Source organism: Streptomyces sp. NPDC058459 (assembly GCF_042721685.1).
Taxonomy (GTDB): domain Bacteria; phylum Actinomycetota; class Actinomycetes; order Streptomycetales; family Streptomycetaceae; genus Streptomyces.
Map to the genome: position 1 here is coordinate 1 of NZ_JBHXLV010000173.1, position 13,876 is coordinate 13,876.

Consider the following 13,876-nt stretch of genomic DNA (forward strand, 5'->3'; position numbering starts at 1 on the left):
GCCTACGGCGGCGCCGACCTCGGCGAGGTCCTGGTCACCTGCCGACGGATCCCGGAGGGGGATGAGGAGTCCTGGTCCGCCCAGTGGGCCGCGACGGCGGCGCGCGTCGAGCGCATTGGCCGGGACGCGTTGGCCTCCGGCCACCAGGTCAGCGCCCGGGAGGCGCTGCTGCGCGCGTCCAACTACTACCGGACCGCCGACTTCTATCGCCGCGAGAATCCGGCCGCCGACGCCGAATCGGCGCGGCTCGCCCGGGCGTCACAGCAGACGTTCGCCGACGCCGTCGCCCTGCTCGACACCCCGGTCCGCGCCCTGCGCGTCCCCTACCAGGACACCACGCTGCCCGGCTACCTCTTCCTCGTCGACGACTCCGGCGCCGCGCGCCCGACAGTCGTCTACCACGGCGGGTACGACTCCACGCTTGAGGAGGACTACCTGGCGCTGGCCGCGGGGGCGCTGCGGCGCGGATACAACGTCATCGCGTTCGACGGCCCCGGCCAGGGCGCCAACGTCCGCGAGCAGGGCCTGCACTTCCGGCCGGACTGGGAGGCCGTGGTCACCCCGGTCGTCGACTTCGCTCTCACCGTGCCCGAGGTGGACTCCGAGCGGCTGGTACTGATCGGCACGAGTTTCGGCGGCCTCCTCGCCGCGAGGGCGGCCGCCTTCGAGCACCGGATCGCCGCGTGCGTGCTACATGACGGCGTCTACGACTTCCACGCGGTCGTCGCCGCGTCCGTCGACCTCTCCGCGGCTACGGTACCCGGCCGCATGGAGGCGTTGATGGCACAGAGCACTATGCTGCGGTGGAGTGTGCGCAATGGCCGGTGGACCTTCGGTGTGGCCGACGAACAGGCGCTCGCCAAGGCGACCGAGGCGTACACGCTGGCGGGTATCGCCGACCGGATCACCTGCCCGACGCTCGTGCTCGAAGCCGAGAACGACCAGTTCTTCAAAGGGCAGCCGCAACAGGTGTTCGACGAGCTGGCGTGCCAGAAGGAGCTGATCGTCTTCCGTGAGGACGAAGGCGCCGGCGAGCACTGCCACGAGGGCGCGATATCCCTGTTCCACCAGCGCACCTTCGACTGGCTGGACACCGTACTCGCCAGCTGAACCCACCGGGACGGCCGTCACGGCGCCAAGCGCCGGCCTCACCGGACCGTGCGCCCTGCATTCCGCCGGTACGCCCCGCCTTAACCTCGCAGCGGGCGCACAGCGGTCACCAGTACTTTTGGACGGCCGCAAGGTTGGCTGATTTCCGCCTGTCGTGCACTGGCGAGTCTGCCTGCTAGATGGTGATAGTTGTCTCGTCATCGTTGAGGTCGTCGATGGTGAGGCGGGCGATCGGCTGACGGGTGGTGCATAGAGCCGCCCCGGAACATCGGCGATCCCGCGCTCGGCCAGATCGCGGGTGATGCGGCGGACGCCTCACCGCAGATCTGCGTCGGTTGGTAGATCACGACCTCGACTTCGACAGGCGTCGCCGACGGCGAGGAGTAGCGCCGCGCGGCCGGTCCGTTCGGCCCGCCCCTTGCCAAACCTCCTCAGTCACGTGGGCTTCGACTGCCGCGAAATTCCGTACCGTTGGGCGACCTCGGCCGCGTGAGCACCGTCCTCCCCCCGGTTCCCGGCTGGTCGGCCCTCCTCACTCTCGAAGTGCATCGACGCCGCCGTCGCCCAGCTCAGCGCCGAGGCGCCCCTGCGGCTGCGGTGTGGTTCGGGTCGCTTCCGAGCGTGGTGGCGAGCAGTTCCGCAGCCTCGATGACCCGGCGCTCGGAGTCGAAGAGCTTCATGGAGACCATGGCGCCGACCCCAGATCGGCCCGGCCGGACTCCTCGACACAATCCTTGACAGGCCCCGCACGGGCATCACTCGCAGCTGATCGTGCTCACGGACGGCCCGGCGGCTGACGGAGGTCGCGCACTTCCAGCGCTGCGGGAGGCGCGACACCGCCCTTCCCCCTCGGCGCTGCCGTGGCCGCCGCCGTCCGGCTCGCTCCGTCTATCACATGGGGTGATGCTCAGGGCTGCAATTGGGGCTCATGCTCCGCGAGGGTGCCTGGCAGTCAATTCTGGGGTGAGAAGACCGAACGTGAGGCGAGGGCGTTGACCCGACCTCGCCCCGGTCGGGTACGTAGCGGCCGTCGTCGGGGTGGTGCCGGTAGGGGGGAGAGCTGTGGTCAGCCACTGAAGCGCCCGGAGTCTTCCCGGCGCAGGCAACGATGCCAGCGCGTCGTACGCGGACCTCATCGCATCAAGCTCGGGGGTCATCACGTCAGTCCTTCCTTCAGAAGAAAAGTGCAAGACCTACCAAATCAGATCAGTGTCGCAGGTATGTCGCACGGGCCTGTGACGGGCGCGGCGCCCCGGAGTCACGAGAGCGGCATCCCGCCGGGCAGCGTTCGGCCAGGGCGTGAGCGTACGGATTGACCCCACCCACGAGATCGGGATCACCGCGCGCCAGGACTACGGCACCCGCCTCACAGCCGCGCTTCGGCTGCCATGCCGCTCGGCGGGCGGGCGGTGCGGTAGCCGGGCGGCGGGGGTCTACGGCCGACCGGTCGTCAGCAGCTCGTGGATCTGCCGGGCGTGCGGGATGTCAAGGTGGGCGACGGCTTCGCGGGCGAGGTCGCGGCAGCGGCGGCGGACGCGGGCGGAGTCCAGTGCGGTGCCGAGCGCGCTGGTCGGCGGCGGCGGCCGGCGGGCCGGCGGCGTCGCGGGCGTGCGCGGCGGTGTCGGTCTCGCGGGCGGGGAAGAGCAGGGCCTCACCGAGGGTGGAGGAGAGTTCGGCCTCGTCGAGGCAGGAGACGAAGGCGGGGGCCGGATCGGCGCGGCTCTTGGTGAAGATCTCCTGGGCGAGGTGGACGGCTGCAGGGCGTCGCGGGGCAGGCCGAGGAGGGCGGCGAAGCGGGCGTCGAGAGTGTGGAGTCCTGCGTGCAGGACGGGGCTGGCGTGTTGCGGGCTCCGTAGGGGGCCAGGGCGATGCAGCCGCGGGCGAGTTGGGGGTGGCCGACACAGCCCAAGACGCGGGCGAGGCATGCAGCAGGTGAGCGGCGAGATCGAGGTCCCCGCTCTCGCGTGCCGCGTGCACGGCGGGGGCGAGGTGGTTGACTGCCGCCGGGTAGGCCGCGGAGTTGTGGGTGGCCCGGCCGACGACTCCGGCGAGGTCGCGGAACAGACTGCGGCCGGCTCGGTGTAGGTGCCGTCCTTGATCGCGCTGTTGGAGGCGGCCAGGTGCGCGGCGGTCACGTAGAGCATGCTGTCGCCGCCGTGGGAGTTGTCCATCTGCCGCAGGGCAGTGGTGTGGGCGGCGATGCGTTCCGTATTGGCGCGGCCGAGACGCCCCTCGGGAGCGGCGGCGGGCAACGGGCGGGGGCTGCTCCCGGAGCAGGATTCCAGCGCTGTGGCGAAACAGGTCAGCCGCATGCCGTCCGCATCCGTGAGCCGCAACTGGGCCCCGGGGTGCGGCCCTTCCTTGCGGACGATCAGCTTTCCCAGTTGCATGTCCATCCGGCCCCGTGCGATCAGCACGGCGGGCGTATGCGTCGGGCGCAGCCCAGAACGGCGGATACTCTCCGAGGCGTCCTCAGGGACAGCGCGCGCTTGGACACAGTGATGACGGAGGGACCGCAGCACCTCGGACTGTTCTTCCGAGTCGAGGGCGTCGAACCACTCGATGCCTTCAGATATGGGACGCAGCCCCCGAGCGAGTTCGTTGAGCAGGACGTCCCGTTCCGTCACGACTGCCCCCAGGAGATCAGGCGGCACTCAGCCGCGATGCCGCGGCGGATCCCCATCCGCCCTCGTCAGAGGGTGTGCCCACACTCGCGAGTGGGGACGAGGACTCCGTCGCCGAGGTCACCGCTGCCCGGCCCTCGGCCGGGGCCTGGGCAGCTCCCGCAGGGTCACTGGACCAGGGCGAAGTGCGGGTGTTCCGGGGACACGGGGCACGCGTACAGCTGGAGGTCGTATCCGTCCGCGATCTGGACCTTGGTCGGCTGTTCAGGGTAGGGGTTGAGGACGGATTCCGAGACGCCTCGGTCCTCGTAGGGGATCCAGGACTTGCTCGTCTCGCCCCATTCGGCCGAGGCGATGGTCAGCAGCGGATCCATCGCGGTGCCGCAAGCACCGCAGAGCCGGGGGTGCGGATCGGCCAGGCCCCAGCGGGTCCAGCCGCCGGCCTTCCAGCCGGGTGCGATGGACAGGGAGCCGTTGTAGACGTCCTCCGGGGTGGGTTCGTCTTCATCTGGCTCCGCGTCCACCTGCCAGGTGCGGCAGTTCTCCACCTGCCGCCGTACCTCGTGCTCCAGGTCCGCCGAGTGCGGGTACTCCGTCACCTGCTCGGGAGAGAGCAGGCACGGCTGCGGAAGATAGGAGGGGAACTGGACCACGGAAGGCTCGGGTGGTGTGGTGAGCACATCGGTGACCGAGCCAGCGGTTCGCCAGAACACCGCGGTCTTGGGCAGCGCGGGGTGGTCGAAGGGGCACCACAGCACCTGGAGCAGGTCGGTCGAGCCCGGCGGGCGCAGCGTCGGGACGTCGCGCAGGTGGATCTGGGCCACGGGAACCATCGGGATCGGCCCGTCGGGCCAGGGGCGGCCCGCGCCGGCTCGCTGGAAGTCGGCCAGTTCCTCGGGCGTGTACCGGAGGGACCCGGGGTCGCCGTCCGCCCGGCGGACCGCGGCTTCAAGGATGCGTCGCTGCAACCGGACGTCATCGGGCGACGGCGCCGGATTGTGCTGGTCCCATACGTGCGGACCATCGCAGTGCGGCCATGGCTCGGTGGCCGGCCAGAGCAGCGGGCCACCGACCGAGCTCTCCTGCGTCGACGGCGACCCGGCCCGGGGGTGCAGCCGGGTCGCCCTACGGGCCATGGGAGCCAGCTGGGGCAGCGCCGTCGTGACGTCGAACGGCCGCGGCGGACTGGTGCGTGTCATGCCGGCTCCTTCTGGTGGGTGTGTGACGCGGTCAGTTGCCGAGGTTGTGTTCGCCGGTGCTGCCTCGGGTGTTGGGGACGAACTCGTGGTCGACCAGTGTCTGGGTCGTGCCGTTGGCTCGCTGGATCGTAGCGGTCATCTCGACGCTCAACGGTATGGTGCTGGTGGCGTCCTTATAGCGGGGGATGACCTCGTAGAACACCGCGTCGTTCGCCCCGAAGGCGGGGTTGTTCTTGACAGTGTTCGCGATGGTGCTCTCGTGGGTGCGCATGCTGGGTGTGCCCGTGTTGAGCCCCACCTGCCAGCACGGGACCAGGTTGTTCCGGTCGATCACCCTCGTGCCCTTGCCCCCCAGAACGTTGGCGATCAGGTGGCAACGGGAGATTTCCAGGGGGGGCAGGTTGTTCGTGGTGGCGTAGAGGCGGGCGTCGTACCAGCCGGTGATGTCGTTCGCGGCCTCGGTGCCCTCCTTCGGGTCTTTGCCCACGCAGGCCTGCGCCACTCCGGGCCGCTCGCCGGGTCCCTGCGGCGCGGTGGTTTTGTTGATGTTGTCGACGGCCACCCCGGTGTAGCGGACCCAGCCGGCGCCCGCGGGGAACGACCGGGCCGGCGGGTCCTGGAGGCAGGTCGCCTGCGGCTGGGCGGACGGCGCGGTGATGTTCAGGTCGAACTGCTCCGCGTCCAGGATGCGCTGGGCGGCGAAGCCTTCGGCGAGCTTCTTCTCCGCGGCGTCGAGGTCCGCAGCGGGTACGTGCCCGCGCGCGCACTTCTTCCGCGTGTCGATGCCGGATGTGGTGGCGGAGCCGTCGTAGAAGTCCCAGCCCCTGCTGCTGTAGTTGGGGATGATGTCCGTGCACTGGACGCCGCTCTTGCCGCCCTCGAGTGCGGCGGCGAACGGGAATTCCCCGCAGGTGTCGGTGGCGACGACGCTGTCTTGCGCCTGGAAGGGATTGGTCCCGCCGGCGCAGGTGGTGTTTTTGCGGTCGGTGATGCCGGACTTCGACCGGGTGAGCGGCTTCTTGAAGCCCCAGCCGTCCGAGAGGTTCCTCTGCGCCCAGTGGTAGGTGGCCGCCGCGGCCCCCTGGCCCGAGGACGAGACAGGCTCGGCGCTCATGTCCACCGCTGCCATGACGCTGGGCACAACGCAGCCAGGGGAGGCCGTGCCGCCGGCGGTGGTGTCTCTGACGGCGTCGTCGCAGCGGATCTTGCGGGGGTTGCTCCACGACGCGTTCGGGTCGGTCGCCTGCGCACCGGGCGTGGTGACGTACATCGTGTAGGACGTGGTGAAGTCGAGCTGCTGATCTGCGGCCGGCGTGGAGGCGTAGAAGACGTCACCGTTGACGGACTGCCCCACGGTCAGGTTCGCGCCGAACCAAGGTGCCGTTTTGGTGGCCTTGCAGCCGGTTGTGCAGGCGGCTCGGAATTTGGCGCTGAGCGTGGTGACCTGACCGGCGGCGCGGGTCATTGTGGTGGTGACTTGCTCGTTCCACGTCGTGCCCTGCGCGGGGAGGGATGCGCTGGTCGAGATCTCCAGCGTGCCGGAGCCGATCTCCCTGCCGTTCGAGTCGCGCAGTGTGTAGAGAACCTCCACCCCGCGCACGCAGTACTGGAACCGCTCGTACGTGTAGACGCCGGGCGCCGCGAGGGTACAGCCGCCGGTGCCGGCGGCCAGAGCCCGAGTTGAGGGCGCGGACTGCGCCGACTTGGCGGTTGTCGCGGTGCGTGCCGGTGTGGGAGCGGCGCGGCGGACGGTGACGCAGGCTTGGGTGGCGCCGGACTTGCGTGCCTTGGAGCCGTCGGCCGTGGGCCGGCAGCGCTCGCCCGAAGCGGTCGGCAGAGGGCTGGTCTCCTGTGGCTTCGACTTCAGGGGCAGGTCGGCAAGGTTCAGCCTGGCTGCCTGTCGGGTCTGTGCCGGGTCGGGGGCTGCGGGGCTCATGCCGGTCGTGGAAAGCCCCACGGCGGCGGCTATCAGGAAGGGTATGACGGTTCTGCGGACATGCCGAAGACATGTGGGTGGCCTCATGGACATCCTTTGGCGTGTCGGGCTTGGGATCTGCTGGAGCGTGCGCGCAGGGACGTGACGGTGTGAGGTAGTGGTGGCGGCTGTGCCTGTGGTGAAGGCCGGCCCGTACCACGGGTTCGGTTCACCGCAGGTGCGCGGTGTTCACGGGACAGGCCCCTGCGGCGGGGGCCCGGCCGCAGCTCGTCCGCGGTGTGCCGGACGGTCGCAGCCATGTCGGCCGGGGTGGAGGGTGGCTGGTGTCACACGCCGCCGGCGATCTGGCCGATGCCGTTCCACCCGTTGACGTCGCCGCTGCCGAGCCAGGCGCTGTAGGCGGTGCTGGTGCCAGTGCCGCGCAGCAGGAAGTCCGTGTGGAGGTCACCGTTGAAGTCGGCGAAGTGGACTCGGGCGTGTTCGGTGGTCACGCCTGAGGCGACCTGACCGACGGTGGTCCAGCCGCCGCCTGTGTCGCCGTCCTTGTTGATCCAGATGTTGACGGAGCCGTTGGGGTTGATGACCCAGTAGTCGGCCTTGCCGTCGCCGTCGTAGTCGGCGAGACGTACGCGCGAGCGGTCGGTGGTGCTGCCGGTGGCCACCCGGCCGACGGTTGCCCAGGCGTTGGGGCCGCGGTTCAGACAGACGCTGACGTTGCCGTTCGCGGCGATGCTGATGTAGTCGGGCTTGCCGTCGCCGTCCCAGTCGGCGAAGCGGACCTGGTCGGCGCCGCCGACCTCGTGCGCCGCGGCGGAGCGCCGCGGTTCGGTGGTCTTGGATATCCACTGGACGAGGTCGTCGGTGCGTGCGGCGATGGCGCCGGTGCGGGTCTCCGCGGACGGGGTGCCGAGGCAGCCGCCCTGCCAGGAGCGGCTGTTGACGCCGATGAGTTCACCCGCGGCGTTCAGCAGGGGGGATCCGGTGTCGCCCTTGCAGATGGCGTCGGTTCCCTTGCCCGTGATGGCCAGAGTGGTGGCGGCCGTGGAGCCGAGGGTGAAGGTGCCGGTGTGGAGCTTGTCCGGAACCCATTCGGTCTTCGTTCGGCCGAAGCCGGCGGAGTTGAGGTCGGCCCCGGCGGCCGGGGCCGAGGTGGAGACCTTGGCGGTGGCTGCGCCTCTGGCAGGCAGCATGAGTCGGGCCAGGACCAGGTCGCGGTCGGCATGGGGAGCGAGTTCGGTGACTTCGCGTGTCTCGCCGTCGGCCAGGGTGACGGTGGCCGGAAGGCCGGGCTTGCCTGCGGGGACCGGCTGGCCGGGGACGGTGGCGAAGCAGCTGGCGGCGGTGGCGACCCACCACTCGTCCACCAGGGTGGCGGTGCAGGTGCGGCTGTTCGCCTCGTCGCCGATGTTCAGCCTGACCACGGAGGCGTACTGGCCGGCTGAGGCTTCGGGGCCGGTAGCGGCGTGTGCCGGGGGGACGGTGGCGAGGCCGGTGGTGACTGCGGTCGCGGTCACCACGAGGCCGGTCAGCCTTGCCTGGCGGCGGCGGGCAAACGACATGTGGAACCTCCTTGGTGGCAGGGGTGGGTGCGCGAGGGTGCCTGCAGGTCCGGGCTGGAGCTGTCTTCCAGCTGGTGGTTGCGACTCCGGGCGCCCCTGGGCCCGTTGCGGCGTGCCCCGCCCTCGGCCTGGTTGTCGTCCAGGTGGGGGGTGGGGCCGGTCTGCTGGGCTGCTACTTGGTGGTCGCGGTGATGTCGGCCGTGCCGGTGAGACTGCCGGGCAGTTCCTTCCACGGGGTCCACGTGCCGGTGCCGCTCACGAGCGTGGAGCCGTCGACGTTGCCGGAGGCACCGACCGTGTAGACGTGGACGTTCTTGCCTGACGGGGTGCTGGTCACGCGGGTGAGGCCGGCGCCGCCGGCGTCGGTCCACGCGGCGTTCCAGTGGCCGGCGTTGTAGTTGCCGTACTGGGTCCAGAGACCGCCGTTCCCGCCGACGATCTGGAGCTCGGTGTTGTTGCCGACGAGGCTCGCGGCGATGTCCTTGACGCTCGACGCGCCGCCGGGGAGCTCGCCCCAGCCGGTCCACGCACCGTTCTGGGTGTTGAGGTCACGGCCGTAGACCCGGCCGTCAGCGACGGCGTACAGGCGCACCGTCGTACCCGCGGCGATGCTGGTCAGGCCGGTGAGGCCGGAGGAGGGGACGTCGGCCCAGGCGGTGTTCCAGCGGCCCGCGTTGTAGTCGCCGACCTGGGTGTGGAGCGAACCGCCCGAGCCGGCGATCTGGAGGTAGACGACGTTGTTGACGATCGCGGCGGTGATGTCCTTGGCGCCCGCGGCGCCACCGGGGATCTCGCCCCAGCCCGACCACTGGCCCGTGCGGGTGTTCAGGTCACGGCCGTACACCTTGCCGCCGGCGACGCCGTACGCGCGCAGGTACTCGCCGGAACGCACACTCGTCACACGGGTGATGTCCTGGCCATCGACTTTGCCCCAGGCCTGCTCATACTCCCCGTAGCCAAGGTCGCCGGACTGGCTCCACATAGTTCCGCCACCGCCGGCCAGCACTGACACGTGCGCGCTGTTGCGGGGGGCGGTGACCTGGTCGATCCACTGGCCGACGTTGTCGGTGCGGGCGGCCACGGCTCCGGTTCGGGTCTCGGTGGCCGGGGTGCCGAGACAGCCGCCCTGCCAGGAAAGGCTGTTGATGCCCACCAGTTCGCCTGCGGTGTTGAGAAGCGGGCCGCCGGTGTCGCCCTTGCACAGGACGTCGGTGCCCTTGCCCGTGGTGACCAGCGTCGTGGCGGCGGTGCTGTCGGCGGTGAAGGCACCGGTGTGGAGCTTGCCGGGAACCCAGTCTGTTTTCGTACGGCCGAAGCCTGCCGCGGTCAGGTCGGTGCCGGCTGCGGGGGTGGTGGTGGCCCGCTTGACGGGGGTGATCGTAGTAACGGGCGTGGCCAGGCGGGCCAGGACCAGGTCGCGGTCGGCGGCGCTGGCGGAGACCTCGACGATCTCCCGGGTCTGGCCGCCGGTGAAGGTTGCGGTGGCCTTCAGGACTGGCTGTCCGGCCGTGATCGCTCGACCGGGCGTGGCGGCCAGGCATGCGGCGGCGGTCAGCATCCACCGGACGTCGACCAGTGTGGCGGTGCAGGCGCGGCTGTTGCCGTCGTCGCCGATGGTCAGGGTCGCGGTGTACGCGTACTGGCCGGCAGGGGCTTCGGGGCCCGCCAGGGCATGGGCGGACCCGGCCGGGATCATGCCCCCGGCGACGGCGGCGGCGGTGACGAGCAGGGATGTCATCCGCATCGGGCACGAACGGGTGTCAGTCATGGGTTTTCCTTCATGGTGCGCGCCACAACTGCGTTGCCCGTGTCCGTGGGGTCGGGGGCGTCACGGACACGGGTGGCGCCTGGGCTAGAGGGTGCCGGTGATGGCGATGGCGCCGGGGGTGCCGGCAACGCCCTGGGGGGTGACCTCGGTGGTGGGGGCCCAGGTGCGGTCGGTGCGGCGGATGGTATGCAGCACCTTGTTGTCGGCGGTGGTGACGGCCAGCTGGAGTTCGCCGTCGACGGTGGCCGCGGAGAGGGACTTGGCCGTGACTGCGCCAAGGACGCCCTTGAGGTCGCCGAGCAGGGTCCAGGTGCCGTTGCCGTTGCGGATGGCGTGGTACTGGCGGGTGTTGTTGTCGGTGGCGACGACGATGTGGGCGTCGCTGCCGGCTCCGGCCATGCTGACGGCCGTGATGGGGCCGGTGGTGGAACCGGTGGCCGCGCCGACGTCGCCCCACTTGGTCCAGTTGCCGGTGGTGTTGCGGACGGTGTGGTACGCCTTGCCGCCGCTGAGGGCAGCGACCTGGAGCTGGCCCGCGACGCTGGCGGTGGCGGCGGCGGTGACCCTGCCGATCGGGCCGGCGGCGCCGGCGACGTCACCGAAGGGGGTCCAGCGGCCGTTGGCCGTGCGGACGGTGTGGAAGATCTTGCCGTCGGCGACGGCGACGACGTGGAGGTCATTGCCGATGGAGACAGCGGAGACCTGCGTGAGGTTGCCGAGGCTGCCGGCGGTCGCGCCCACGTCCCCGAAGGAGCCCCAGGTGCCGTCCGCCTTGCGGATGGTGTGGAACAGGCGGGCGTTGTTGCTGATGGCCAGGACGTGGGTGTCGCCGTTGATGCCGGCGGCGGCAGCGGTGCGGATGCCGCCGATGTCGCCCGCCTTGGTCTGGACGTCGGTGAAGCCCGTCCAGTCGCCACCGGCCAGACGGATGCCCTGGTACAGGGTGGTGCCGGCCTGCAGGAGGGCCTCGGTCTTCCAGCCGGCCGTCAGGGCGCGGGTCTGCAGGATCCACTCGCGCACGTCGTCGGCGCGCACGGCGATGGCGCCGGTGCGGGTCTCGGTGGCCGGGGTCCCGAGGCAGCCGCCCTGCCAGGAGCGGCTGTTGAGGGCGATGAGCCGGCCGTCGGCGTTCAGGACGGGGCCTCCGGCATCGCCCTGGCAGATGGCGTTGCCCTGTCCGGCAGCCTCGAGGGTGAGGGTGGTGGGCGTGGTGGCGGTGGTCTTGAACGATGCGGTGTGGACCTTGCCGGGAACCCATTCGGTCTTGGTGCGGCCATAGCCGGAGGCGGTCACCGCCGTATCTGCGGCGGGGGCGGCGGAGGCGAGCTTGACCGGGGCCGCGTTGGTCACGGGCCGGTCCAAGCGCAGGAGGACCAGGTCCCGGTCGGCGTGCGGGGCGAGTTCGGTGACGTTGTAGGTGGCTGCGCCAACGGTCGCCTTGACGGGCTTCTTCGGTGCCCCGGCGGCGGTGTCGGCGGGGAAGCAGCTCTTGGCGGTCAGCAGCCAGTCGCCGGCGACCAGAGTGGCCGAGCAGCCTTGGGCGTTGGCCTCGTCGCCGATGGTGAGCTGAGCCGTGTAGGCGTGGGCGCCGATGTCCGGGCTGCCGACGGCGGCGTGCGCGGAGGTGGGCGCCAGCAGACCGGTGGCTGCGATCAGGGCGGTTATGCCTGCGGGCCAAGAGCGCCGCGGGCTGATGCGGTGCATGCAACTTCCTTGGGTCAAGGGTTGGGAGGCGATCGGGCCGAGTGCGGGCGGGCACCGTTGCCGGCGCCCGGACGCCGGTGTGCTACTTGGAGGTCCTGATCTCCAGGAGCATGAAGTCGCGTCCCTGTTCGTCGGCGGTCTCGCCGACCGGTGTCCAGGTGTTCTTGTCGACCGTGAAGGTCTTCTCCTCGGTTCCTGCGGTCATGTCCACCGTGGAGGCGTAGTCGTTGCCCTTGACGCCGAAGACGGCGGGAATCTCCAGGCTCAGGTAACCGCTGGTTCCGGTGACCTTGAAGCAGACCTTCTCGTTGATGCGGGAGTAGACCTCGAGCAGGCCCTCCTCGGAGCCGCAGTCGGCGAGGAGGATGTGGCCGTTGCCCTTCTTCAGCTTGATGTTCTTCTCCGCGAGGATCTTGTCCGCGTTGGGGTAGGCGAAGTCCTCCACCGCGTAGCCGGGGCCCTCGTCCGCAACGGCCTGCGTGGCGATCTTGTCGGTGCCGGTGCCGCCCGACGTGCCACCTGCGATGGCGACCCAGGCGAGCGCACCGGCTCCCGCGGCTGCTCCGACGGTTCGCAGGATTGCGCTGCGCACATTCATATTTCGTCCTGTCGATCGAGGTTTTTGGTCGCGAATCGGCAGTGCTGGAGTCGCGAATACAGCAGGGCATGCATGAGGCCGTTCCGGTTTATCGCCGGACCGTGATGAAGGCATCCGAATAGCAGCCGAGCGGATCTCCGGGAGAGGAGCTGCGGAACCCTCGACATGTGGATTTGCTGATCACTCGAATAAAAACAGTCACGACGAGATCGCGCCAAGTTAATAAACAGGCATATGGTAATGAACCATCCCTTCCGGTGGGTGAGTTGCGTCACACATTGGGCGGGTTGCGTCGAATTTACGCAAAATCATGGATCGTATCCAGCCATTCTCGATCGGGTTATGCAGCCGACTTCTCGGCAGGCTCTCTTTCGTCAAACCGCTGCGTAAGGTCACGGCATCACCGTTGTTCGGATGCGAGTGCCGGCAGAGGTCTCAACCCGATGCCGATAACCCAGAGAGGCTTTTCGTGCAGCCAACGTTTTGGAGCCGCCGCCGTTTCGCCACCATGCTGGCGGCAGGCACTGCCGCAGCCGCTACTCCCCTGCTCTTCTCCACCTCTGTGCGTGCCGCGACCCGTACCGTCCCGGCCGACGGCACACCGCCCCTGCCTGACACCGACCGTGGCAAGGCGGTCATGGCTTGGGCCCTGGGCGGAAGGGCGGTCAAGGAGGCGGCCGCCCACGTTCTGAGCGGCACCGATGACGAGATCACCACCTTCCTCATCCAGGACCTGCCGAGGGCTACGCGGATCGACAACCGCGTCGCGGTCTTCACCTACCTGGCCAACGGCGGAAAGGGCATCCGCCGGGACGCACAGGCAGCCCTGAACGGTGGTGACGCGGCCATCGCCGCGTTCGTCAAGGACGGCTTCCGGCCCTCGGTCACCGAGGACATGCGGGTCGCCACCCTCTCCGTCATGGCCAACGGCGGAAAGGCACTCAAACGCGACGGCAACGCCGCACTGACCGCCAGCACCGACCTGGCGCTCGAGAAGTACCTGCTCACCGGTCAGTACGGGGCCCGGCTCGAGGACCGGCGCGTCGAGATCATGCGCTCGCTCACCAACGCCGGACCCGAACTCACCAAGTACGCCAACCGGGCCTTGGACGGGAACGCGGACGACGTGCAGTGGTACCTCGACACCGGCCAGCACATCGCGCGGGCCCGTGACCAGGAGGCCGCCACGATCGACCAGCTCGTCTCCGTCGTCGAGCGCGAGGCCGCTCGCGCCCGGGAGAACACCGACCTGGCCGTCGAGGCCTCCGCGCGCGCGACGCTCGCCGCCGACGAGGCCAGGAAAGCCGCGGAGAAGGCCGCCTCGGAGGCAGAGAAGGCCAAGGACGACGTCCGCAGGTCCGCCGCCGCAGCACGGGAC

9 protein-coding genes and 1 pseudogene are annotated in these 13,876 nt (G+C 70.0%); 2 read left to right on the forward strand and 8 right to left on the reverse strand.

The features are described from left to right. The coding region (locus ACFWN1_RS25350) for an alpha/beta hydrolase family protein (RefSeq protein ID WP_384366255.1) at positions 1-1,110 on the forward strand (1,110 nt) is incomplete at its 5' end. A gap of 1,433 nt (positions 1,111-2,543) precedes the next feature. On the opposite strand, the gene ACFWN1_RS25355 is transcribed toward ACFWN1_RS25350, so the two are convergent. From ACFWN1_RS25355 to ACFWN1_RS25390, 8 genes and pseudogenes are all read right to left on the reverse strand, one after another. Next, on the reverse strand, positions 2,544-2,765 hold the full coding sequence (locus ACFWN1_RS25355; RefSeq protein WP_384366279.1) for a hypothetical protein: 222 nt from the start codon (positions 2,763-2,765) through the stop codon (positions 2,544-2,546). A gap of 726 nt (positions 2,766-3,491) precedes the next feature. After that, positions 3,492-3,764: pseudogene (locus ACFWN1_RS25360) on the reverse strand (DUF5958 family protein); the annotation flags it as partial. A gap of 137 nt (positions 3,765-3,901) precedes the next feature. Then, positions 3,902-4,933, reverse strand: coding sequence for a hypothetical protein (locus ACFWN1_RS25365; RefSeq protein ID WP_384366258.1), 1,032 nt, complete (start codon positions 4,931-4,933; stop codon positions 3,902-3,904). Between the two features lie 31 nt (positions 4,934-4,964). Further along, a complete protein-coding gene (locus tag ACFWN1_RS25370) occupies positions 4,965-6,869 on the reverse strand; it encodes a DNA/RNA non-specific endonuclease (RefSeq protein WP_384366261.1) in 1,905 nt (634 codons plus the stop codon). Between the two features lie 326 nt (positions 6,870-7,195). Further along, positions 7,196-8,428: an FG-GAP-like repeat-containing protein gene (locus ACFWN1_RS25375; RefSeq protein WP_384366263.1), complete on the reverse strand. Its 1,233-nt coding sequence runs from the start codon at positions 8,426-8,428 to the stop codon at positions 7,196-7,198. Positions 8,429-8,600: 172 nt separating this feature from the next. After that, positions 8,601-10,196 (reverse strand): trypsin-like serine protease, encoded by a 1,596-nt coding sequence (locus ACFWN1_RS25380; RefSeq protein ID WP_384366266.1) that lies wholly within the window; start codon positions 10,194-10,196, stop codon positions 8,601-8,603. A gap of 84 nt (positions 10,197-10,280) precedes the next feature. Then, positions 10,281-11,900 (reverse strand): trypsin-like serine protease, encoded by a 1,620-nt coding sequence (locus ACFWN1_RS25385; protein ID WP_384366269.1) that lies wholly within the window; start codon positions 11,898-11,900, stop codon positions 10,281-10,283. Positions 11,901-11,982: 82 nt separating this feature from the next. Further along, complete coding sequence (locus ACFWN1_RS25390; protein ID WP_384366273.1) at positions 11,983-12,498, reverse strand: hypothetical protein; 516 nt, start codon at positions 12,496-12,498, stop codon at positions 11,983-11,985. A 469-nt stretch (positions 12,499-12,967) separates the two neighbouring features. Between ACFWN1_RS25390 and ACFWN1_RS25395 the strand changes: the two genes are divergently transcribed. Then, the coding region (locus ACFWN1_RS25395; RefSeq protein ID WP_384366276.1) for an ALF repeat-containing protein at positions 12,968-13,876 on the forward strand (909 nt) is incomplete at its 3' end.

Bases quoted from the DNA above. Each gene is read 5' to 3' on its own strand.
- ACFWN1_RS25385 (WP_384366269.1), bottom strand. From the start codon at position 11,900: ATGCACCGCATCAGCCCGCGGCGCTCTTGGCCCGCAGGCATAACCGCC.
- ACFWN1_RS25370 (WP_384366261.1), bottom strand. From the start codon at position 6,869: ATGAGCCCCGCAGCCCCCGACCCGGCACAGACCCGACAGGCAGCCAGG.
- ACFWN1_RS25380 (WP_384366266.1), bottom strand. From the start codon at position 10,196: ATGACTGACACCCGTTCGTGCCCGATGCGGATGACATCCCTGCTCGTC.
- ACFWN1_RS25375 (WP_384366263.1), bottom strand. From the start codon at position 8,428: ATGTCGTTTGCCCGCCGCCGCCAGGCAAGGCTGACCGGCCTCGTGGTG.
- ACFWN1_RS25390 (WP_384366273.1), bottom strand. From the start codon at position 12,498: ATGAATGTGCGCAGCGCAATCCTGCGAACCGTCGGAGCAGCCGCGGGA.
- ACFWN1_RS25365 (WP_384366258.1), bottom strand. From the start codon at position 4,933: ATGACACGCACCAGTCCGCCGCGGCCGTTCGACGTCACGACGGCGCTG.